Source organism: Microbacterium sp. LWH11-1.2, assembly GCF_038397745.1.
Lineage (GTDB): Bacteria > Actinomycetota > Actinomycetes > Actinomycetales > Microbacteriaceae > Microbacterium.
The window spans coordinates 766544-789085 of sequence record NZ_CP151636.1 but is presented as its reverse complement, the minus strand read 5'-3'; the positions used below and the strand labels follow the sequence as shown (position 1 = coordinate 789085).

General features: G+C 63.2%; 16 protein-coding genes. 10 read left to right on the top strand and 6 right to left on the bottom strand.

Annotated elements, in window-relative coordinates; genetic code table 11:
- Positions 1-87 precede the first annotated feature (87 nt).
- The 5 genes from MRBLWH11_RS03640 to MRBLWH11_RS03620 are packed head-to-tail and all read left to right on the top strand — an operon-like array spanning position 88 to position 9083.
- The gene (locus MRBLWH11_RS03640) at positions 88-1968 is read left to right on the top strand and encodes a DUF262 domain-containing protein (RefSeq protein WP_341946727.1); all 1881 of its coding nucleotides are present in this window, start codon (positions 88-90) and stop codon (positions 1966-1968) included.
- A complete protein-coding gene (locus MRBLWH11_RS03635; RefSeq protein WP_341946726.1) occupies positions 1965-3506 on the top strand; it encodes a class I SAM-dependent DNA methyltransferase in 1542 nt (513 codons plus the stop codon). The genes MRBLWH11_RS03640 and MRBLWH11_RS03635 overlap by 4 nt, the downstream gene beginning before the upstream one ends.
- The gene (locus MRBLWH11_RS03630; protein WP_341946725.1) at positions 3503-4987 is read left to right on the top strand and encodes a class I SAM-dependent DNA methyltransferase; all 1485 of its coding nucleotides are present in this window, start codon (positions 3503-3505) and stop codon (positions 4985-4987) included. The genes MRBLWH11_RS03635 and MRBLWH11_RS03630 overlap by 4 nt, the downstream gene beginning before the upstream one ends.
- Positions 4984-6147 carry a hypothetical protein gene (locus MRBLWH11_RS03625; RefSeq protein ID WP_341946724.1) on the top strand — a complete coding sequence of 388 codons (1164 nt, stop codon included), beginning with the start codon at positions 4984-4986 and terminating at the stop codon, positions 6145-6147. The genes MRBLWH11_RS03630 and MRBLWH11_RS03625 overlap by 4 nt, the downstream gene beginning before the upstream one ends.
- Positions 6147-9083 (top strand): HsdR family type I site-specific deoxyribonuclease, encoded by a 2937-nt coding sequence (locus MRBLWH11_RS03620; protein ID WP_341946723.1) that lies wholly within the window; start codon positions 6147-6149, stop codon positions 9081-9083. The genes MRBLWH11_RS03625 and MRBLWH11_RS03620 overlap by 1 nt, the downstream gene beginning before the upstream one ends.
- A 163-nt stretch (positions 9084-9246) precedes the next feature.
- On the opposite strand, the gene MRBLWH11_RS03615 is transcribed toward MRBLWH11_RS03620, so the two are convergent.
- The 3 genes from MRBLWH11_RS03615 to MRBLWH11_RS03605 form a co-directional block, all read right to left on the bottom strand.
- Positions 9247-10161, bottom strand: coding sequence for a GGDEF domain-containing protein (locus MRBLWH11_RS03615; RefSeq protein ID WP_341946722.1), 915 nt, complete (start codon positions 10159-10161; stop codon positions 9247-9249).
- 1 nt (position 10162) lies between these two features.
- Complete coding sequence (locus tag MRBLWH11_RS03610; protein WP_341946721.1) at positions 10163-11836, bottom strand: DUF262 domain-containing protein; 1674 nt, start codon at positions 11834-11836, stop codon at positions 10163-10165.
- 883 nt (positions 11837-12719) lie between these two features.
- Positions 12720-12962 (bottom strand): hypothetical protein, encoded by a 243-nt coding sequence (locus tag MRBLWH11_RS03605; RefSeq protein WP_341946720.1) that lies wholly within the window; start codon positions 12960-12962, stop codon positions 12720-12722.
- A 204-nt stretch (positions 12963-13166) separates the two neighbouring features.
- Here MRBLWH11_RS03605 and MRBLWH11_RS03600 point away from each other — a divergent pair, with 204 nt between their 5' ends.
- The 3 genes from MRBLWH11_RS03600 to MRBLWH11_RS03590 all read left to right on the top strand — a co-directional run bounded on the left by MRBLWH11_RS03600 (position 13167) and on the right by MRBLWH11_RS03590 (position 17632).
- Positions 13167-13943, top strand: a complete 777-nt coding sequence (locus tag MRBLWH11_RS03600) for a hypothetical protein (RefSeq protein ID WP_341946719.1) — start codon at positions 13167-13169, stop codon at positions 13941-13943.
- Positions 13940-16231 (top strand): hypothetical protein, encoded by a 2292-nt coding sequence (locus MRBLWH11_RS03595; RefSeq protein WP_341946718.1) that lies wholly within the window; start codon positions 13940-13942, stop codon positions 16229-16231. Before MRBLWH11_RS03600 ends, MRBLWH11_RS03595 begins: the two co-directional genes overlap by 4 nt.
- A gap of 561 nt (positions 16232-16792) precedes the next feature.
- Entirely contained in the window at positions 16793-17632 is an 840-nt protein-coding gene (locus MRBLWH11_RS03590; RefSeq protein ID WP_341946717.1) for a hypothetical protein, read from the top strand.
- Between the two features lie 70 nt (positions 17633-17702).
- Here MRBLWH11_RS03590 and MRBLWH11_RS03585 read toward each other — a convergent pair whose 3' ends face one another.
- On the bottom strand, positions 17703-19205 hold the full coding sequence (locus MRBLWH11_RS03585) for a SulP family inorganic anion transporter (protein ID WP_341946716.1): 1503 nt from the start codon (positions 19203-19205) through the stop codon (positions 17703-17705).
- A 125-nt stretch (positions 19206-19330) separates the two neighbouring features.
- Entirely contained in the window at positions 19331-19981 is a 651-nt protein-coding gene (locus tag MRBLWH11_RS03580; protein WP_341946715.1) for a hypothetical protein, read from the bottom strand.
- Between the two features lie 89 nt (positions 19982-20070).
- Between MRBLWH11_RS03580 and MRBLWH11_RS03575 the strand changes: the two genes are divergently transcribed.
- A complete protein-coding gene (locus MRBLWH11_RS03575; RefSeq protein ID WP_116636156.1) occupies positions 20071-20328 on the top strand; it encodes a PLDc N-terminal domain-containing protein in 258 nt (85 codons plus the stop codon).
- 182 nt (positions 20329-20510) lie between these two features.
- On the opposite strand, the gene MRBLWH11_RS03570 is transcribed toward MRBLWH11_RS03575, so the two are convergent.
- On the bottom strand, positions 20511-21431 hold the full coding sequence (locus MRBLWH11_RS03570; RefSeq protein ID WP_165808100.1) for a G5 domain-containing protein: 921 nt from the start codon (positions 21429-21431) through the stop codon (positions 20511-20513).
- A gap of 295 nt (positions 21432-21726) precedes the next feature.
- Between MRBLWH11_RS03570 and MRBLWH11_RS03565 the strand changes: the two genes are divergently transcribed.
- Positions 21727-22236 (top strand): hypothetical protein, encoded by a 510-nt coding sequence (locus MRBLWH11_RS03565; protein WP_341946714.1) that lies wholly within the window; start codon positions 21727-21729, stop codon positions 22234-22236.
- The last annotated feature ends 306 nt before the right edge of the window (positions 22237-22542 follow it).

The window sequence follows — 22542 nt, the reverse complement described above, 5'->3', positions numbered from 1 at the left end:
AAGCCGGTATGTAGTCAAAAAGCGACGACTGCGTGTATACGAGCGTCAGGTACCGGCCCTCATCACTAGTCTGGAGAAGTTGCCAACGTGGTGAGTAGAGAAGAGAAGAGTTGCGCAGTGAGCGACGAGCGTAACCGTAGCGAGGCCCTGAATCGCCCGATCGACGATTGGCTGCATCGAATCAGCAGCGGTCAGCTCCGGCTTCCGAGTTTCCAAAGGGGTGTCGCCTGGGACCGGGGTCGAGTTGCATCCATGCTCACCACGATCATCCAGGATCTCCCCTTGGGCATCACGCTGATCTTGGACGTTGGCGACGAGGAGAAGTTCCACTCTCGCCCGCTTGCGACCGCGCCGGAGCCGAGCTCGAAGGTCACCGAGCACCTCCTCGATGGTCAGCAGCGATTGACGGCCCTGTGGCAGGCGCTCAAGGCGACGAGCTCTGACGCGACGTATTTCATTCACGTGCCAGAGCTGGACGAAGATCCCGACAACGACGATCACGGTCTGTCAGTTAGAGCAGTCGTCCGCTGGCGCGATCGCCGCGGTGTCAAGCCGTTGTGGGCTGATGACCCGGCCGAGTGTCGACGACGCGGATTGGTTCCCGTTCGCCTTCTCGACCCCAGCGGAGATCAGATCGACCGCTGGGTGGATGCCGCGTACCCTGCGCCGACCATCGATGCAGCAGCGAGCGCCGAGGAACAAGTACAGGTACTTCTTGCGGAGCGCGCAGTCAGTGCAAGTAGGAGCGTCCTGAAAGAACAATGGATTGGCCCGCTCCGCGAGCGGGTGAGGCACTACAACCTGCCGTACCTCAGGCTCCCGGCTGCCACGCATAAGGACGTTGCGCTGCGCGTGTTCATCAACATGAACACAAACGCCAAGCCATTGCGGGCGTACGACATCGTCGTCGCCGAGCTCGAGAACGCCACGGGGGTGCGCCTGCGGGAGTGGCTGCGAGCATTGAACGAGGCCCAGCCTGCGCTGGCTCGATACTTCGGCGATGTTGGTGACGCGGTTTTGCAAGTCTCCGCGCTGATGCAGGGCAAGCAGCCCAACCAGAAGGGCTACTACGAGCTCGACTACGCCAAGTTCGTAGCCGACTGGGACACGATGTCGGCAGGGCTCGAGCGCCTCACCGAACTTCTCGCCGGCGAAGGGATCTTCGCGTCGTCGCAGATCCCGAGTGGGCCCCCGTTGCCCGTCGCTGCCGCTCTCCTCGCGAATTCAGCGGCGGATGGCGACGAGCGGGCCCGCGTCGACCAGCTCGTGCGTAGGTATCTTTGGTCAGCGTTCTTCACCACTCGCTATGTCGGTGCAGCCGCTACGCGAGCTGCCGCCGACCACGCACCTCTGCGGGCGTATCTGGATGGTGCGGGCGAGCTGGACAGCGTGCCCGTCTTCGACCGCGAGCTGTACCCGCTGCCGACGCACCGAGATCTGCTTGCGGCGGACTGGTCGAAGAAGGCCGATCGACTCGGACGAGCGGTCCTCGCAACGTCGACCTATTTCGGTGCACGCGACTTCGCCGACGATACAAAACTTTCGGCGGACAACATCGGTCGCCGCGAGTATCACCACCTCTTCCCCGACGCCCTCCTCCGTGCTGCGGGGATCAACTCGTACCTCGCCCTCAACTGCGCGCTCATTACCTGGAAGACCAATCGTACGATCGGCCGGCTGGATCCCATCCAGTACTTGGAAGACCGGGCGCAGAAGGCGCCAGACCCCAGCGATGTGCGTGCGCGTCTCACGACGCACCTCGTCCCATATTCGCTTCTTGTCGCGGCTGGGCCATATCCGCTCGATGTGGAGGGCGCCGAGCTCGCGCAGCTGGTGAGACCGCACTTCGACGATTTCTTGGCCGCTCGCGCCCAGCTGGTCAGCAGGGCCGCTACCGAGCTGACCGAAGGACGCCAGCCAAGTCTCCACAACATCGTCGATGCCGCCACCTCGGAGGAACACGCGTGAGCACGGATGTCCCGCTCTCGTCGGGCCAGCGACCCGCGCGGATTGATTCCATGTCGCTCGCCGAGCTGGAGCAGTACCTTGCCCGTGCCGCTGACCTCCTACGCGGCAGCATTGACCAAGCCGACTTCAAGGCCTACATCTTTCCGCTCATGTTCTTCAAGCGGATCAGCGACGTGTACCTCGAAGAGTTCGAGCGGGCACTCGAGGAGTCCGGCGGCGACCACGAGTTCGCCTCGTTCGCCGAGAACCACCGCTTCGCCGTCCCCGACGGCAACCTTTGGTCGGACGTTCGCGAGAAGACCGAGAACATCGGCCCCGCCCTGCAGATCGCGTTCCGCGAGATCGAGAAAGCTAACCCCGAGACGCTGTACGGCATCTTCGGCAACGCGAACTGGACCAATAAGGACAAGCTCCCCGACCGCAAGCTCGCCGACCTCATCGAGCACTTCTCGACGAAGACTCTGAGTAACGCGAATGTCGCACCGGATGTCTTCGGCAACGCGTATGAGTACCTCATCAAGCGGTTCGCCGACCAGTCGAACAAGAAGGCCGGCGAGTACTACACCCCGCGCTCAGTCGTCGGTCTGCTCGTGAACATCCTCGATCCGCAGGAGGGTGAGAGCGTCTACGATCCCGCATGCGGGACGGGTGGCATGCTGATCGAGGTCATCGAGCACGTGAAGGATGCCGGCGGCAGCCCCAAGACGTTGTGGGGGAAGCTCTACGGTCAGGAGAAGGTGCTCGCGACCTCGGCGATCGCGCGCATGAACCTGCTCCTTCACGGGGTAGAGGACTTCAAGGTCGTGAGAGAGGACACCCTGCGCAACCCCGCCTTCTACACAGGCAATAGGCTCGCGCGGTTCGACAATGTCGTAGCGAATCCGCCGTTCTCCCTCAAGGCGTGGGGTGACGTCGAGTGGGCATCCGACCGGTGGGGACGGAACCAGCTCGGCGGAGTCCCGCCCAAGGGATACGCCGACTGGGCATGGGTGCAGCACATGCTCACCTCGGCCGACCCGAACACGGGCCGGGTAGCGGTCGTGCTGCCTCAGGGTGCGCTGTTCCGCCAGGGCGCAGAGGCGCGCATCCGCACCCATATCCTGAAGGCGAAGAAGGTCGAAGCCGTCATCGGTCTTGCCCCGAACCTGTTCTACGGCACGGGCCTCGCAGCCTGTGTGCTGATCCTGCGTCACCAGCGACCCCTCGACCAACAGGACAAGGTGCTGTTTATCAACGGTGAGGGCCTGATGAAGAAGGGACGCAACCAAAACACCCTCGAACCTGAGCATGCGAAGGAACTGTTCGACGCGTACCGCGGATTCGCAGGCATCGAGGGGCGTGCCCACGTCGCCGACCTGGCCGAGATCGAGGGCAACGAGTTCAACCTCAACATCCCGCTATACGTCGCACCCGCTGACACCGGCGAGAAGATCAGCATCGCCGATGCCCTGGCGAACCTCGAAGCGGCACACGAGCGTGCGAGGGAAACTCGAGCGACCCTCGAAGCGGAGCTGGCGGAGTGGGGGCTCGGCGCATGACTGGGAAGATCAGCCAGCATGAGCTGGAGAACTACCTGTGGGGCGCCGCCGTCATTCTGCGCGGACTCATCGACGCCGGCGACTACAAGCAGTACATCTTCCCGCTGGTTTTCCTCAAGCGCATCTCGGATGTCTACGACGAAGAGCGCGCGGCGGCTATCGAAACCTACGGCGACGAAGAACTCGCCGACCTGCCCGAGAACCACCGCTTCGCGATCCCGAACGGATGTCACTGGCGCGACGTTCGCGCGGTGACCGAGAACATCGGCGCGACCGCCTTGCGGGCCATGCGGGCGATCGAGTCCGCCAACCCCGACACGCTGACCGGAGTGTTCGGCGATGGGGACTGGGGAAACAAGAACCTGCTGCCGGACTCGACTCTCGCCGACCTGATCGAGCACTTCTCGACTCAGACGCTGTCGATCGCGAACCTGCCCGAGGACGAGCTCGGCAACGGGTACGAATACCTCATCAAGAAGTTCGCCGACGACTCGGGCCACACCGCGCAGGAGTTCTACACGAACCGCACGCTCGTGCACCTGATGGCCCTCATGCTCGAGCCCCGGCCAGGAGAGTCGGTCTACGACCCGACGTGTGGCACCGGCGGAATGCTCATCTCGACGGCGGCCGAGGTGAAGCGCCAGGGCAGGGAGTGGCGCAACCTCAAGCTGTACGGCCAAGAGCTCAACTACGGAACCTCGGCCATCGCCCGCATGAACCTCTTTCTGCATGGCATCACCGACGGCCAGATCGCGCACGGCGACACCCTCGCAAGGCCTGCGTTCCTGAACAGCAAGGGGGGGCTGCGAACGTTCGACGTCGTGCTCGCAAACCCGCCGTACTCGATCAAGGCCTGGAATCGGGATGCCTTCACCAGGGATCCGTTCGGCCGTCAGATGTGGGGTGTGCCGCCGCAGAATGCCGCGGACTATGCATTTGTTCAGCACATCGCACGGAGTCTGCACCCCGAGACCGGGCGTGCTGCGGTACTACTCCCGCACGGCGTTCTGCATCGAGTGGCAGAGGCTCGAATGCGTGCAGAAATGATCAAGTCTGACCTGGTCGAGGCAGTGATCGGCCTCGCGCATGGACTTTTCTACAACTCCAGCATGGAGGCAATCGTTCTCGTCCTTCGGGCGAACAAGCCTCTCGAGCGCCGAGGGCGCGTGTTGTTCATCGACGGCAAGAGCGAGTATTTCCGTGAGGGCGTCCAGTCGTTTCTTGCCCCTGTGCATCAGATGAGGATCCTCAACAGCTATGCGAGTTTCTCTTCCGAGCCAGGCTTCGCCCGCGTTGCAACAGTCGATGATATTGAGGCGAAAGGCTGGGCGCTTTCTATTCCCGAGTATGTCGGTGGCGGCTCGGGGAATCTCAGGGACGACGCTCCCAGCGACCCTTCGGTCGACGTGCGGCTGTGGAGATCTGCGGCGCAGGCGGCCGAGGCGCTGGGAACGCAGCTTCTAAAGGAGTTGGCGAAGTGATGCTCGATCTGCAACCTTCCGCTTGGAGCAGGGTGAGGCTCGGTCATGTCGTCGACCGTTCGCGCAAGCAGGTGGACCCAATAACGGCAGAGGTGCAGCGATACGTCGGCGGGGGCCACATAGACGGCGACTCATTGACGGTCGATCGTTGGGGTGACCCCAGCGACGGGCACATGGGTTCGACGTTTCGGTTCGTCTTCGAGCCTGGACAGGTTCTGTTCGTATCAGCGCGGCCGTATCTGCGCAAGACAGGGCTTGTGAACTTCTCCGGCGTGGTCGCCGACAAGACCTATGTGTTGGACGCCACTCCCGGCGGGGGGCTACTGCAGGCGTTTCTGCCGCTCGTGCTGTCTTCCGATGTCTTTGTGAGCTACGCATCGGGTGCAGCCACCGGTTCGATGAATCCACGGCTTTTGTGGGGGCCGATGCAGAAGTACGAGTTCGCACTACCTCCGCTTGAAGAGCAACGTCGGATCGCCGATCTTATGTGGGCCGTCGAACGTCATCGGCACCGACTTCGAGAGGAGCTCGCTGCCACGCGGAGAGCGGTGGAGCACGAGGTCGAGCTGGCCATCCGGTCGGCTGGGCGAATGGTGTCGATCGGCGATGTGGCGGAGATAAATCCCGAACAAGCGTCGCGTTGGGATCCGACCGCTTCCATTGACTACATCGACATCGCCTCGGTGATGCCGGATGCCCAGGGCCTTGACGAGGCAGCGGTGAAGTCAATGGCGTTTGGCGAAGCCCCGGGACGAGCGAGGCGGATAGTTCGAGCGGGCGACATCCTGGTGAGCACAGTGCGACCCGGGCTTCGATCTGTTGCTCGAATACCTCCTACGCTGCACGGCCAGCTTGCGTCAACGGGATTCGCCGTGCTCCGGCCCGGGCCGGAGATATCGCCGTCGTTTCTGTGGCAGCTGGTGTGTTCGGACCGCTTCACGAACGACATGATCAGCAAGAGCACGGGAAGCGCTTATCCCGCCGTTCGTGGAAGCGACGTCGCGTCATTCCAGTTCGGCTTGCCAACCCGTCCGATCGCCGCGAGTCTCGACGAAATGATGCGCCTGGCGGAGAAGGCCACGCTCGCGCTCGCACGCGAGGCGTCGGCATTGGACCGCCTTTGGGGATCACTTCAGGCCGCGATCTTTGGAGGCAACTGATGGCGCAGTTCAATGAAGCGAACACGGTCCGCGACTTCGTCCGCGATCTGATCACGTCTCCGGACGTGCAATTCCTGCCGGGAAGCCAACTTCCGCGCCGCCCCGATGAAGTGTTGCTTGAAGGGCTCGTCGCTGCCGCGCTGATCCGCCTGAATCCCGAGATCGCAGCTGATCCGCGCAAGGCTGATGAGGTCATCCATGTGCTGCGGGCGATCCTGATCTCGGCCCGCAACAGCCCACATCCGGTGGTCGCGAACGAAGAGTTCATGGCGTGGGTGACGGGGCAGAAGTCGATGCCGTTCGGTCCGAACGGCGAGCACACCTCCGTCCGCCTGATCGACTTCGACTACCCGGACGATGACTCGTCGAACCAGTGGATCGTATCCACCGAGGTGACGTTCCAGCTGGGGCGGCTAGGCAAGCGATTGGACGTTGTGCTGTGGTGCAACGGCTTCCCGCTCGTCGTCGGCGAGGCGAAGACGCCGATCCGGGCGGCCTACTCCTGGATCGACGCGGCCGCGCAGATCCACGACGACTACGAGGCAAGCGTTCCTCAGTTCTTCGTGCCAAACGTGCTGTCCTTCGCGACCGAGGGCAAAGACTTCCGCTACGGTTCCGTCGGCATGCCGGTCGAGCTGTGGGGTCCGTGGCGCGAAGATGAGACCGATCCGAACGCGCCAGCGAAGGTCGGCCTCGAGGTGGTCAAGGACGCCGTGAACGGCGTGCTGGCGCCAGCATCCGTCCTCGACTTCCTGCGATTCTTCACCGTATTCGCGACCGATGCGAAGCACCGCAAGATCAAGGTGATCGCGCGATACCAGCAGTTGCAGGCGGCGAATCTCATCGTGGACCGTGTGCTGCACGGTCGTATCAAGCAGGGGCTCATCTGGCACTTCCAGGGGTCGGGCAAGTCACTGCTGATGGTGTTCTCGGCGCTGAAGTTGCGCGCGATGGCCGAGCTGACGAACCCGACGATCCTGATCGTCGTCGATCGGATCGATCTCGACACACAGATCACCGGCACGTTCAACGCCTCGGATGTTTCTGGACTGGTCTCGACAGACTCGCGCAAGGAATTACAGACCCTGCTCAGTCAGGGTGTACGGAAGATCATCATTACGACGATCCACAAGTTCGGCGAGATCGACGGTGTGCTTGATGATCGACACAACATCATCGCGATGGTCGACGAGGCCCATCGATCGCAGGAGGGCGACTACGGACAGCGGATGCGCGAGGCCCTGCCAAAGGCCTTCCTGTTCGGCCTTACCGGCACACCCATCAACAAGCGCGACCACAACACGTTCATGTGGTTCGGCGCAGCCGAAGACGAGGGCGGATACCTCTCGCGGTACTCGTTCCAGGATTCGATCCGCGACGGCGCTACCCTGCCGCTGCACTTCGAGCCGCGGTTGAGCGAGATCCACCTCGACCAGGAGAAGATTGACTCCGCCTTTGAAGAGCTGGCGGCGGAGCGCAATCTGACTGAGGGCGAGAAGATCACGCTGTCGAAGAAGGCAGCGTCGATCGAGGTGCTCATCAAGGCGCCCGATCGCATCCGGCAGATCGCCGACGACGTTGTCACGCACTTCACAACGAAGGTCGAGCCGGAGGGCTTCAAGGCTCAGCTGGTGGCCTACGACAAGGCATCCTGTGTCGCCTACAAGCAGGCGCTCGACACGATGCTTCCGCCCGAGGCGTCCACCATCGTCATGTCCAAATCGCGCACCGACCCTGTCTCGTGGGCCCCCTGGACGCCGGGCGCGGACGAGCTCGAGCAGATCGTCGCACGGTTCAACGACCCGGCAGATCCGCTGAAGATCCTCATTGTCACTGCGAAGCTGCTCACCGGGTTCGATGCTCCGATACTGCAGGCTCAGTACCTCGACAAGCCGCTCAAGGAGCACACCCTGCTGCAGGCGATCACTCGAACCAACCGGGTGTACCCGCCGAGCAAGACGCACGGGCTGATCATCGACTACCTCGGCATCTTCGATGACGTCGCCAAGTCGCTCGCGTTCGACGAGACCGCGGTTCAGCAGGTGATCTCGAACATCGAGGAGCTGAAGGCGGAGCTCGCGCCGGCGATGACAGCGGCGCGTTCATTCTTCCCTGGCGTCGATCGTTCAGTCGGCGGCTATGAGGGTCTCATCCAGGCGCAGGCCGCGCTCGCCGCAGACGGGGTTAGGGACGCGTTCGGCCTGGCCTACAGCGTCGTATCGCAACTATGGGAAGCGCTCAGCCCCGACCCGATGCTCAAGGAGTTCCGCGACGACTACAGGTGGCTCACCGATGTCTACGAGTCGGTTCGGCCGGCTGACATCACCGGTCGGCTTGTCTGGCATGCGCTGGGGGCGAAGACGATCGAGCTGATCAACGAAAGCATCCACGTCGAGATCCCGCAGGGTGATGAGACGATCGTCCTCGACGCGCAGACCATCGATGATCTGATGACCGGCAGACGCAAGGACGTCTCTCCCGAGGAGATCGAGAAACAGATCACCGCGCGTATCGCACGCCATCTCAACAACCCGGTCTTTATCGAGCTAGGACAGCGTCTCAACACGCTCCGCGAGAAGTACGCCGACATCCAACAGTCCAGCCTCGACTTCCTCCGCGACCTGCTCGAGCTCGCCAAGGATACGGTCGCGGCGGAGAAGGCGGAGAACGAGGTCCCGCGCGAGGAGAGGGGAAAGGCAGCGCTCACTGAGCTGTTCGAGGCGCTCAAGGGCGACGAGACGCCGATCATCGTGTCGAATGTGGTCGACCGCATCGACGAGGTTGTTCGGGCGGTTCGTTTTGACGGCTGGCAGTCAACGATCGCGGGTGACCAGGAGGTGCGCAAGGCGCTGCGGCAGACGCTCTACGTACAGTTCAAGATCCGCGACAATGATGTGTTCGAGAAGGCGCTTGGATACGTGCGGGAGTACTACTGAGCAGTGAAATGTTGAGAACGCGGTCTACTTCGGGGTATCGAGCGGCGTTGACATAAGAGCCTTGTTCGCTAGTCTCGCTGTGAAGCTCGTCAATCCACCGTCTCGGAGATCAAGGCCCTGGATGCCCGGTGGTGCGGAGGCAGGCACCACGTCGGTGCTCGGCTCACCGGGTGGTCTCGTCAGCTGCCTCAGTGGTCGCAACAGGATCGGGCGGGGAACCTGATGATGACTCCGACGTGCCGACCAAATCGGTCGGTTGCACACTGGGCATGCCCGCGTCTGTCGCGTTCGTCGACTGCGCCTTCTTCGCCTGCTTCTGGTCGTACATCCGACGATCCGCAGTGCCTATAACCGACGTGTGATCGTCATCTACATCGGGCCAGATGGCAATCCCAGCACTAAACGAGCGCCCCGATGTCGCAAATCGACCTTGGGCGTCCACGATCACTTGGCTCAATACGTCATCCTCAGCTTGAAGGGCTACAACGACTCCGAACTCGTCGCCGCCGTATCGGAACGCTTGACCGGACACCTCGAGTGCGCTTCGACGGAGCTCTTCCCCAAGATCGCGAAGAAAGTCATCTCCCGCGGCGTGGCCCTCGTTGTCGTTGATCTGCTTGAGACCGTCGGCATCGATCGAGGCATACGCGAACCGGGTGCCAGCAATCACGAAGGCGCCGACTAGCGCTTCCATCTTTCGCCGGTTTCCGAGGCGGGTTAGCTCGTCCACCTCCGCCTCCCCGCGCCAGGTGCTTACGAGGAGCCCAACCGCAGCCTGCCCGACGAGAGCGAGGATGTCGATCGCGGCTCGATGGTCCGCACTTGCATCTTTCGCAGCTTCCTTTACGAGCATCGCCAGTTGGAGATATCTTGCCTCTCCGCTCGACTCGTAGTCAGAGCTTGCGAACCCAGTGGCGGCGCCCACAACGATGGGGTCTGGCGGCTGACCGCCACCGCGCACACGGTTGAGTACGTGTTGTACAAGACCGAGCTGATCGACTGGCTCAGGGAAGCGGCGGGTCAGTTCGTCTGTGCGGCAGGCCCGCTTCCAATTCTCTTCGAGTTCGACAGCATCCATCTCAGGCTCCTTCCTGGGGGTCGGGAAGGAGGGGCCAGATGCGCACAGCTCGCTCTGCCATTACGGACTGACGTCTGCCAACCTCGTCGAGCGCCAATTCGTTCCACGGGACTAGCACTCCGCCTGCCTGCTCGGCGCGTGCAGTCAAGTAGGCGTAGCGGGCGAGCGGCTCCAGCGGTGCGTCGCCGACGTCCTCCCGATTGATTAGGACAAAGTTGCCGAGACGGCCAGTCACATCTGCGAGTTGGTCAGCGCTCGCGATGCGAGTCCATAGCTGATTGGGGTCAGTCCTGGGAAACATCGGTACAGGTACGAGCCCGTCTGATCCGTCGGGGAGTGCTTGCTCGGCACAGAGCGCGCGAAGCAAGTACCGGAGTGTTGCCGAACGGTGGATCCTACGAGCCGCGAACGCCGCTTCAAACTCCTTATCTCGTGCGATGAGGGTGCTGACGTCGGAGAACACAGCTTCAGCGTTGTCGGACCGCCCGTTCATAACCCGCACGGCCGCTTCCGCGTATAGACGCTCGGCTGTGCCACCACCCGAGCCGCCAACGATAAGAGCTCGAACGGACCACCCCACGGCAGCCAGGAGGATTTGAGTGACGGCCGAGGGTGGTAGTTGGCTGAGGACAGCGAGAGCGAGCGGCCGGTACTGCTCCAGACCAAGATCGATCAGAACGGAGGCTGCGCTCCGTGCAGGTCCTTGCTGTTCTTCCCAGAGAAGGTGACCCACATCTGTCAATGAGGCATACATGGGAGCTTCCCTCGCCAGGTCTTTGAGAGCGCTCATGGACTGATCCCCTGAGCGGATCGCCGACCGGATGAATGCGTACAGGTCGCGCTCGCGGGTGGCGCCACTGCGCGCGTTCCACCAATGACGTATGAAGTCAGTCAAACTATCGCGCGGTCCGGACGCTTCGATGGCGTCGACCGCGGCGAGCCAGAGCGCAGACGCGTCCTCCAGCCTCGATCTCGAAAGGCTCAAGAGGTAGTTCTTGATGACATCGGCAACCGCAAGCGGTAGTCCTCGATCGTTGAGAGTCTCAAAGACCATGAAGGCATCGCCGTCATTCGCGGTCTCCATCAGGATGACCTGAGCACGTCGATCGAGGTACTCGACCCACTGCAGAAGTCGCTCCACCCAATGCGGACCGGCAGCCTCGGACTCCGCAGCGACAAATCCCCTCAGTCGATCGAACGCTGCTGACAAGAGCGGACGGTGTGGCGTAGCCGCGTTGCCCAGCTGGTGCAGGACCGCTGATCGAAAGTAGGGTCTATCCGCCTCATTGAGGTCGAGCCGCGGCTCGTCAACATTATTTTCGAGCGACCACCCCGTTAGGTATCGACTTTGCAAGGTTCTCGCCCGATTCGCCTCATTGCCGTCGGACAATCGATCGCGTATAGCTGCAAGCAGCAATGATGTGGTTGCGAGGCGTTGCTGCCCATCGATGACTATCGCTCCCGGCCCGCCGTCGCGGCTTACGACAACCGTGCCCATGAAGTAGTACGGCTGCGCTGCGGAGATCGCTGCGCGTAGGTCGTACCAGTAATCGGAGACTTGTTCCTCGGTCCATGAATAGTTGCGCTGGAACGGCGGGACACTCAACGTCATGTCGCGTAGTACGTGACCGATACCTCGGAGATTCGCCTCAATCTCAAGCCCTGTGCCAGCCATTCTTCCCCCTAGTAACCGCAGCGATCTCGCCTCTCGGCAGATGTTCTCGACCAAATCTACGGGTTGCGGCCTCGTGGCGCGGAGCATTTGCGGACACGGCGGGTGCACCCGTGTTCCGCGGTGTGGAGCGGGCACGCTCCTTGCGAAGTACTGCTACCCATCCTGCACAAGTTCGAAAGGTACCAAGGGACGAGAGATGGGCCGTCCTTCGAGACACGACCACGCAATGCACGGAGGCACCCACGGTGGGCGACGCCGTTTCATACCGCTTTGCTACAGCTACGAGATCGCCGAGCTCGCTGGTGCCGTCCCCCTCTTTCGTCGATCGGCGTAAATCGAAGCCAACCGCGGGTGCCTCATGGCGGAGTGATCGGCAGTGCACGGAGTAGCCGCGCCGGGCGTGGAGGGCTGCAGCAGATCGATCGGCGCGCGTGGGCGGTTTCGCGTCCGAACAAGCTGGCCGATCTCGACGAGGCGTCGGGGGAGGCGCGCACCCGCGACGAGATCGCAGCGATCGATCCGAGTCTGACCACCCCCCGCACCCGTTTCGACCGCTGCGACGGACGCGCGCGCCGTCGATCTGGATCTGCTCCCTGCACAGGCGGTTGTCGACGGGGACAAACGGTCCACATGATGCGGTGGGAGGTTCAGCATCTTCGACATCCGCGCGGGCGCGGGGCGCGAGATCGGGAAGTAGTGGTGCTGGATCGGCAGCGTTTGGCCAACGCTCGGGCAAGCCCCTGGCGCGCCGTCGCCGTTGGAAGCCGCTGCGGGCGTTTGCGTGCTTAGAGTCTCTTCACCCGAGTGGAAAGCTCGCGCAGAGCCGCATCGGAGGTCGATGATCGGTTCGTACAAGAACGATTTGCGTGGGTGTTCTCCGGAGTCATGAGTACGTCGCCGTCGAGTGTGCGGACCGGCGCGTCGGTCCCGTGGCCCCGGCTTTGTACGCCCGGAAGAGCGCCTGGGTTTGGTTGCCAATGATCCCCTCCGTGAGCGTCAGGGCAGCAAGGACGGCCAACATGTGCTGCTCGGCGACAATGCGGGGCGCGATCGGCAGCACGATCTTGTTCTCGAAGTTGATATTCTCGTCTGCGGTGAGCGCGATTTCCGCCTGCAGCAGCAGCAAGTCGATGACCGGCTTCTTTCCAGTACCCCACGACTTCTTCTTCGTATCGGTTGGAAGGTCTCGTGGAAGATCTTGTCAAGCTCGGCGTTGTCGACGCGCGACGACTTGGCCCTCCAATGCAGGGGCGATCGTCTTGCCGTCGCGTTCCCGCGACGCCAATGGTGCGCCGTCGGCTTGCGGAATGAGGATTGACTATCCTGAGGTGTGACCTCCTTCGCGGCGAGACCTAGTGAGGACGGGACCTGTCTGGTACTCGTCGACTACGACAACGCGTTCCCGCCCAACCGTGACATGTCGGACGGCGAGATCGCCGTCGAGGTCGCACGCTGGCTCCAAGAACTTGCAGCACGCCACCCACAGCTGGGAGCGTTCGAGGTTCGTCTTTACGGCGGATGGTACGACGACAACGACCTCAGCCGTCACGGCAGCAATGTCGCCCGAGTCCTCGCATCAATGCCGGACTTCCCGATGATTCTGTCGAACAGGCGAGTGGTTCGCGGCGCCATCACTTTGGCCGTAAACCCGATCGGATCTGCATCCAGCACGCCGCTCTACGGCACCTATCGTCGGCGCGGTTCGCTCCCGCGCATCCGTCCGCGACAGCCTCATCCCGATGCCTGCGTCCAGCCGGACGCGACGTGTCCTGCCGCCATTCTGAGATCCTTTACTAAGCATTCGCGCCGCGAATGCCCTGTCAACACGTGTTCGATTGTTTCAAGCGAAGCGTTCGAAGTTCACGAACAGAAGATGGTCGATACGCTTCTTTCGACGGACATCCTCGTGGCGGGACGCCGTCAATCCGGCTACGCGATGGTCGTCGTAGTGTCCGGAGACAGCGACTTCTTGCCCCCTCTGTTGGTAGCTAGTGTCGATGGCGGGGTTACGCTGGTACAGCTCGTGCCGCGTGCGGAAGAAGCGTCCGATTACGCCTCTGCAATACTTTCCGGTGTTGGCGTCGAGATCATGGGAATGAGTTCGTGAACGAGTTCGAGGAAGTCGCCGCCGACTTGTCGGCATTCGCAGACGATGAGTCAGGCGCCGCTGTGGATGCCGACGGGATCTTTATTCTGCAGCGCAACGGAGAGGAGCTCAGTGGCTCGCTTAGCCAGGGCTCCGATGGTCAGATCTGGGTGGACCTTGATGGTGAGAGAATCCCCTATCGACGCTTCCTGACGCACAATCTCGCGCGCCTTGATGTGCTGGCGCAACGACTGATTGAGAGACGCGCGCCCGTCCCAGGCTTCGTCAATGCGGCCGCCACGCTGCAGCGGGCCGCTGAGAATGTTACCCGCGGCGACGGATTGGGTCTTCTTGACGCCCGGTGCGCGCGCGTGTCACCGTTCGCCTCGCGCGTTCTCTTTGTGACCGCTGATGCCGGGCACGGTAAGACCGCACTCTTGCGGGAGCACCAATTCAATCAAGCGAATGGATTCCTGAAGGGCCAGTCTCATTACCTGTTCTGGCACCTCGATCTGCAGGGCCGACAGCTTCTCAGGCTCTCAGAGGCCTTGATGGGAGATCTGGCCGAGTTGCGCCTTTCCGGACTCTGGATGCCCGCAGTCGTACGCCTCATGCGGCGCGGTGTGCTCATCGTCGGAATCGACGGCTTTGACGAACTCGCCGCGGAACAGGGCGGCGTGGACGCGCTCGGCGCCCTCGCTTCTCTAGTGTCCCAGCTGGGCGGTCATGGGGTGGTAGTTGCAGCCTCGCGACGTACATTCTTCAACACGGACGACTATCTGAGACGCGGCGGTATGGTACGGCGCGGAGTGCCCGACCCGTGCCAGTTCGACCAGATGGAGCTTGAAGCTTGGACGGAGCGTGACGCTCTAGCGTTCTTCGAGCGAGCCGAGTTCGATGGCAAGCGTATGCAAAACCCGCAGGATATGTACGCGAGAATTGTGGCGGCACTTGGAGGTGACAAGACTCATCCTCTTGTCACCCGCCCCTTCCTAGTAAGTCAAATTGCACGAGCATCGGTACTTTACGATGCCTCACCCGAGGAGTTCCTTCGGGCGCCCGATGATCCGTATAGTGGCGTTGCCTCGGTCGTATCGGCATTTGTCACCCGCGAAGTGGCCGAGAAATGGAAGGTGCGCGAAACCGGTGAGCCATATTTGTCCGAGGAGCAGCATTTCGCATTCCTGGCCGACGTCGCAGAAGAGATGCACCGGAGCCAAAAGGATCGGCTGCACATAGAGGTCATCGAGACGATCGCTACTCTCCTACTAGATCAATGGGAGATCGATGGGGCTCTGCGCCAACAGATCATCGAGATGGTCCGGATGCACGTCCTATTGGTTGCGCCGCCGTCGAGCAACCAGTCCCAGAGAATGTTCGACCACCCGGAGTTCCGAGACTACTTCGTCGCGTATGCGCTCAAGGAGCGAGTCGCCGCAGTCATCGCGGGCGCGGGAACGAATGATCTAATCCGCTTCCTCAGCATCTCGCAGTTGAGCGACTCGACGGCACGGTATGTGTGTTCGATGCTTGACCGGACGCCACTCGGCGTCACCACTTTTCTGTCCTCAATGGAGGAAGCATTAAAGAAGGAGTGGAAGCCCACATACCTTCAACAGAACCTCGGCACACTCATCCCGTTCATGATCGACGGAGTGGAGTTCGCCTCTCCCACATCGTTCGCGGGAAAGGTGATCTACTCCAGCCTTGTGCTCGAAAACACGCGTATCCGCAACTTCACCTTCAAAGATGGAACCTTTGTGAATGCTTCGCTGCGAGGCGTTGATTGGCGCGAAGTCACCCTCGAGGCCATGACGCTAGGCGAGTTGCAACTCGACCGGACCTCAGGCTTCGTCGATGTCAGTCTTGTTCGCTGCACAGTCGAGGGCGTCCGCGTGCAGAGCCACGACGAGGACGAACTGCGAGAGTATGCCCCTATACGAATCCGCCGAGAACTGGAGAGGAGCGGCCTCACACTCGTAGACGAGGAACTCCCGATCGAAGCCATAGACGACGTCGCCGACTCGACGAACGTACGTATGCTGCGGAAGCTGCTGCGGGTGTTTCACCGCACGACCATCGTCTCCGATGAGATCCTTCGCACACGATTTGGCGCTGACTCGGTGATTCTCGACAATGAGCTACTGCCACTCCTGATCAAGTACGGAGTCGTGGCCAGTCGGAAATGGCGAGGTTCGGGCAACCATAGTGCCTGGGCGCTAACCGTCAGCCTCGACGACTTCCTCGCGGGAGAGGGCACAGACGACGTACACGGCAAGGTCTGGCGTGCGCTTCAGGCCAGCGGGTAACGGCGCCCGGCGGCGAGACTCGGGGGCTTGTCGCTACCGGTATGTGGCACTTGACGTAGGGGGGCTCCAGTTCTCGATGCGTCGACGCTTTCGAGGTCATCGATTGCACCTCGTGACCAACCGCCTGGGGCCAGTTTGACTGAACCGTCTGTCAAGCATCGACGCCGAAGGCACGCGGCAGACTGGCGCGACGGATCATCCGGCGCGGGCCGAGACGGACTGTGGCGATGGTCCCGCTCTCGATAGTCGGTTCAACTTGCGTCGCCGCTTCGCTACGTCAGGCGAGTGTACGACCGGGTGTTCAGGCTGGTGCACGCCGCCATTACCGACGCCGGGAGCGCGACAACGCCCGCCCCTGCACGTTTGCACGGCAGAGTGGCGGTGGTCTGATCCGACGAGCGCGAGCGCGAACGCGAACACGAGGCGCACGGCGTCGGGCACTCGCCGTGTCGGGAAGCAAATCGAGGAGCCGCAGGTGCATTGGGAGAGCCTGAAGGTGAGGATGAGCAGGCCGCCTATGGGACAAACCGCCGCCGCCATCCCGCGAACTAGGCTCGTCCCGTGCCCTGGAGAACCGTCGAACTCCGCGTCGATCGCGACAGCGTCGCCATGGGTGACGACATGGAGTCCCATGCGCGGGTGATGACTGTGCCCCGCGGCACCATGCTCAGCGCCGCGATCGAGAAGTGCTCGCCCGAGATCAGATCCCGCGGCTGGTCGTGGATCGTGGTGGTGGATGGGGAGGTCGCCGCGGTCTGGTCCGTCGATCACGGCGCTCGCCTGCTGGTCGCAGATCGGCGGCTCACGCGGGGGCCGGTCGACATCCACTTCCGCTACTTTCTGCAGATCGATCCCGAATGGCTCTTCGAACGCCTGGGGCAGGGCGCCCGCGCGCATCGCGAGGAGCTCTCACGCGAGTACGCGCCCATCGCACGGGAGAAGTACCGGGCCGAGCTGCGTCGTCGCGAGCGGGAGATCGACACGCGACTGCTGAGCGCCGAGTGCGTCGAGGCCATGCGGCACTTCGAGGCCGACGTGACGCTGCACGCCGACATCGTGTGCGAGTTCACCCAGGGAGGCGATGCGTGGGTGGTGCGCCGCGCCGACACCATGCTCCAGGTGTTCGTCGGCAGCGGAGGACCGATCGCGTCGATCCGACCGCACGCCCTCGGGGAGGCGTGGCTCGTCGGCATCCTCGGCGCCTCCACGCGGAACGCTGCGGGCCTCCCCGAGCTGCCCGACGTCGAACCGGTGCCGGTTCTCGAGCTCGCTCAGCGCGGCGGGCGCTGGATGTCGCAGGGAAGGAACGTCATTCAGGTCGGTACGGAACGCGCCGCGCGGGTGGCGGAGTTCGTCTTCGGCCGGTCGCTCGACGAAGTGCGGGCGCTCCTGGAGGTGTGAGCGCGGTTCGACTCGCGGAGACTCGCACTGAGCGAGCGAAGCGAGTCGCAGTGTCGCTCAACGACCGGAGTTACTCGAACCCACCCGTCAGCCGCCCCCGCATCCGCTGACTGCTTTCGTTCATCCCGACGATCTCCGCGGTCTTCCCCAGTGCCGCGTACTTCGTCTCGATCGCATCCAGCGCGGCGACGGTCGACGCGTCCCACACATGCGATCCCGACAGATCGACTACCACCCGCGAGGGGTCGTCGGAGTACGAGAACAACGTCGTCAGATCATTGCTCGATGCGAAGAACAATTCGCCCTCCACGACGTATGTTGCGACGTCCCCGGCATCCGACACCGTCCGACGAATCGTGACGAAGTGCGCCACCCGCCGCACGAACAGCACCGACGCGACCAGCACCCCACCCACGACCCCAACCGCCAGATTGTGGGTCACCAAGACCAACAACACAGTGGAGATCATCACGAAGGTCTCGCTCTTCGGCATCCGCTTCAACGTCGACGGACGCACGCTGTGCCAGTCGAACGCTCCGATCGCGACCATGATCATCACGGCCACGAGAGCTGCCATCGGTATCGTCCCGACGAAGTCGCCGAACACCACGACCAAGACGAACAAGAACAGACCGGCGCAGAACGTCGAGATGCGGGTCCGCGCCCCTGACGCCTTCACGTTGATCATCGTCTGACCGATCACCGCGCAGCCGCCCATGCCGCCGAGGATGCCCGACAGCACGTTCGACACTCCCTGTGCCCATGCCTCGCGTCCCTTGCGCGAGTGCGTGTCGGTGATCTCGTCGACGAGCTTCGCGGTGAGCAGCGACTCCATCAGCCCGACCAGCGCCACCCCGAGCGCGAACGGGGCGATGATCGTGAACGTCTCCCACGTCAGCGGCACGTTCGGGATGAACAGCGACGGAAGGCTGCGAGGCAGCTCTCCCTGATCGCCGACGGTCGGCACGGTGATCGCGAACGCCAGCACGACGCCCGTCACGATCACGACCGACACGAGCGGAGCCGGCACGATCTTGGTGATCTTCGGCATCACGATCATCACGATGATCCCGAGCGCCACCAGCGGATACACCAGCCACGGCACATCGATCAGCTGCGGGAACTGCGAGCTGAACACGAAGATCGCCAGCGCGTTCACGAACCCGACCATGACGCTGCGGGGGATGAACCGCATCAGCTTCGCGACGCCGAGCACTCCGAGGATCACCTGGAACACCCCCGCGAGGATCACCGTCGCGATGAAGTAGTCCAGCCCGTACGTCGGCGCGACCGGAGCGATCACCAGCGCCACGGCTCCGGTCGCCGCGGTCACCATCGCCGGACGTCCGCCGAGGAACGCGATCGACACCGCCATGATGAACGACGAGAACAGCCCTACCTTCGGGTCGACTCCGGCGATCACCGAGAACGCGATCGCCTCGGGGATGAGCGCGAGCCCGACGACGAGTCCGGCCAGGACCTCGCGCGTCAGCATCCGCGGATTCTTCAGCGCCTGAAGCACCGTGGGATTCGCCCGATAACGGGCACGATCGTCGACCGTCGTTGCAGACATGGGAGCTCCAGGGAAGGGCGTCTGCGGGAAGAGGCAGACGTTCCAGCGTAGAGCGGATGCTGAACGCCGAAGGACTCGTTGCCGCTCAGCCACCGGGCAACGACGCGATTCGGATCGTCGCCGTCCTACGCCCCGTCTGACTCGATCGCAGTCCGGAATCGCTCTGTCACGTCCACGCCATCGCGCTCGACCACCGATCGCGTCAGGAAGTCCGCATTCACATGGTCGGAGTGTCTAGCGGCCGCTTTGGCCTGCTCGGACGTCATCTCCCGCGCCCAGAGCAACGCGTAGCTGCGGGCGTCGAAGAGGAGGAAGCTGGCGACATCGAAGTCGAACGACCGGAACGCGGAGAACTTCGTGGTGCGTTTGACGCTCCGACCGACAGCCCGGGCCTTCACCTGAATGTGCCGGTTGTCGACGGTCAGTAGGTCGTAGGACTTGACCGAGTTGCTCGCGAGCATCCCGCCGTAGACCCGTTGCGCGAGGTACTCGGCGTAATCGCCGATCGGTGCGTTCGCGGTCCGCACGACATCACGCGCCCGCAGCTCCGCGAGGATGAGGGCGTAGCGCCCGAGCAGCTCAGGGGTTGGCACGGCTTCCAAGGGACGAGCGGTCGCCTCGGGGAACCTGCCGCGCAGGTATGCGACCCGATCATCGTCGAGTTCGAGCGTCGCGCTGCCCCGCCCGGGCGGTCCATACTTCTCGCGAAGCGCCTGCCGGATCTCTGCGGCAGGGATGTCATAGCGTCGGGACAGGTCCTGGATCGTGGCCGGCATGTCATCGATCATGGCGGACCCGCGCTCCATCTGGGGGTTCGCGACGGGTCGTAGTCTGGTCGGGGCCGGCTGCCGCGCGAAGGAGATTCATGAACCCGTTGATTCCAGGACCCTGGGACGTGGCCTGGTCCGTGGCCTGGATTGCGGCCGTGGCCCTTGCGGTGGTCGCCCTGATCACGCTGTACCGAACGAAGGCAGCGGTCGGCGCGGCTGCAGCAACACTCTGGGCGCTCGGGATCATCCTGATTCCGGTCATCGGTGCATCGGTGTGGTTGATCGCAAGTCGACGCCTGAGACGTGCCGAAGCGCGGAGGAAAGCCGCCGCCGCGGGTTCGGACGCGGCGTGACCTGAGCGACGATCAACCTGGGTTGATCGTCGCTCAGATCCGCGGGTTCTTCAGCGCCTGAAGCACCGTGGGATTCGCCCGATACCGGGTTCGATCACTGATCGTCGTTGCAGACGTGGGAGCTCCGGGGAAGGGCGTCTGCCGCGAAGGCTCAGCACCGCACGAGCGTCACTGACGAATGGCTAGTCGCAGGCGATGCCATCTCCGTCACGATCGAGCTCATACACATCCGGCCCCACGACGGTCAACGGTCCGCTGATGTACGACGGACCGTTGCCGCCTCCACCCTCACAGTCGACATCGGAATCGATCGGAACGCAGACACCTGCGTAATTCGAGTGGCAATCCCCGGCTGGCTGCACGAACGGCACAGGCGCGGGTGGCGGAGCCGGCTGCCGTGTGCCTGTGGACGTCACCTCGTTCACCGGCGGGACGGTCACGACCACGCCCGAGACTTCACGCGAGACCTCTTTGCCGTCCACGTACGTCACGCGGTAGGTCGTCACCTTCGTTCCGTTGACCCCCTCTGTCGTGATGACGGTCTGTCCGACATCGATGTTCGGATCCTCCACGGCGGCGCGTTCGAACGGGATCGAGGTGGATTCCTCGACGTTCTTGTAGGTGGTCGGCTTCGGTGAGGGGGATGGCTTCTCGGTAGGTGTCGACGCGAACGGCTTGGCCTCCGCGTCGCTGCCCGCGTTCCCGGGGTTCGACCCGGGGCCTCCCAGGGCAGCGTTGGCTCCGGTCCCGACGAACATCAGCACAAGGGCGATACCGAGGGCCGCCCAGGCGGCTCCCCGCGACCGCACCCGGAAGAACCTGGCCGAGCCGCGCACGATTCCATAGATCGCGACGAAGAACAGGACGGCTCCGGCGAGAAGGAGGATCGCTCCGAGGCTGCGCGTCACCAGCAGGATCACCAGAATGACGCCGCCGACGATCAGCGCCACCGTGCGCTTCGACGACTTCGCCGGCGGGTCCGCCGCGACAACCGGGGCCTGGCCGAGCGGAGCGGTGTGCTCCGTCCACTGCGTCCCATCCCACCAACGCTGCTGGGCGGACTGATTCGGGTCGGCGTACCAGCCCTGAGATGTCTGAGGCATCGTTGCCGGCTCTCTGTTCGGGTATGGGCGAACACTATCGATATATCGGGGTCGGCGATGTCGCGATTTGGTCAGCGCCCACTCCATGTATCAGGAGCACTGTTGCGAACTCCTGATACATGAAGTGCCGGAGATCGTCCGGTACTTATGATGCAAAGGAGCAGTTGCGGCTGGACGATCCGTCGGGTCGCGGCCAACGTGACGGAAGCGGGGCCGACGGGTACACCGGTATGCCGCCGTGCTCTCCCCGGCCGGTCGCCCGCGAGACGCCGGATGCCGCTCGTACAGTGGCCGCATGCAACTCGGCTCCGTCGCAGACGTCATCACTGCCCTGACCGCCATCGGCGCGCTCTTCGCCGCGATCCTCGGCGCGAAACACGCAGGTCGTCTCTTCGGCATCGAAGCCAAGCGAGACGAAGCCGCGACCGCGCGCGAGATGCAGTCGCAGGCGAGCAAGGTGTTCGCCTGGGTCGCGTCCCGCATCGGCGAGGAGCAGACGACCTACGGAGTCGTGGTGGTGAACTCCTCCGAGCAGGCGATCTACGACGTCGAGGTGCGCGTCACCGATGCGTACGAGAGTGAACGGCGTCCGATCCAGCTCACGATCCTTCCTCCCGGCGCCTACTACCTCGGCGAGAGCGACGAGGCCTACGCGTGGGAGTTCGCGTCGCGGCTGCGTTCCTTCGACGACGAGATCCGCCCGGTGACCAAGTCGCGCAAGCGCCGCATCGTCGGGATGTCATTCCGCGACAGCTCGAATCTCACCTGGGTTCGCGACGTCGAAGGGCTGCTCGCGCGCAGCTAGCACCCGGGGGCTTTGGGCTGCTCCGCGCATGTGCGAGCCACGAGAGCGGTGTGCGCCTCGTAGATGCGAATCACTGCGGCGGACCATCGATGGTGAGTTCGCCGACGATCGGGGCCGCCGCGGCGAACGCCTCCCCACCCCATCGCCCCCGTCGCCGTGCACCAACTCGGCGTTCCCGTCGACCTCGGTTGTCCCGCCAGACCACGATCCCGCCTTTCGCGCGAAAAGTCACCCCCACCGCTTCACACGAATCTGCTTGACTACCGCCATCTGCGCCTCGCGTCCCCTCCCCACGGAAAGGCGAAA

Coding starts and splice junctions, on each gene's coding strand:
- MRBLWH11_RS03620 (WP_341946723.1), top strand. CDS start 6,147: ATGGCGCAGTTCAATGAAGCGAACACGGTCCGCGACTTCGTCCGCGAT.
- MRBLWH11_RS03580 (WP_341946715.1), bottom strand. CDS start 19,981: ATGCCGGCCACGATCCAGGACCTGTCCCGACGCTATGACATCCCTGCC.
- MRBLWH11_RS03610 (WP_341946721.1), bottom strand. CDS start 11,836: ATGGCTGGCACAGGGCTTGAGATTGAGGCGAATCTCCGAGGTATCGGT.
- MRBLWH11_RS03615 (WP_341946722.1), bottom strand. CDS start 10,161: ATGGATGCTGTCGAACTCGAAGAGAATTGGAAGCGGGCCTGCCGCACA.
- MRBLWH11_RS03565 (WP_341946714.1), top strand. CDS start 21,727: ATGCAACTCGGCTCCGTCGCAGACGTCATCACTGCCCTGACCGCCATC.
- MRBLWH11_RS03575 (WP_116636156.1), top strand. CDS start 20,071: ATGAACCCGTTGATTCCAGGACCCTGGGACGTGGCCTGGTCCGTGGCC.
- MRBLWH11_RS03570 (WP_165808100.1), bottom strand. CDS start 21,431: ATGCCTCAGACATCTCAGGGCTGGTACGCCGACCCGAATCAGTCCGCC.
- MRBLWH11_RS03630 (WP_341946725.1), top strand. CDS start 3,503: ATGACTGGGAAGATCAGCCAGCATGAGCTGGAGAACTACCTGTGGGGC.
- MRBLWH11_RS03585 (WP_341946716.1), bottom strand. CDS start 19,205: ATGTCTGCAACGACGGTCGACGATCGTGCCCGTTATCGGGCGAATCCC.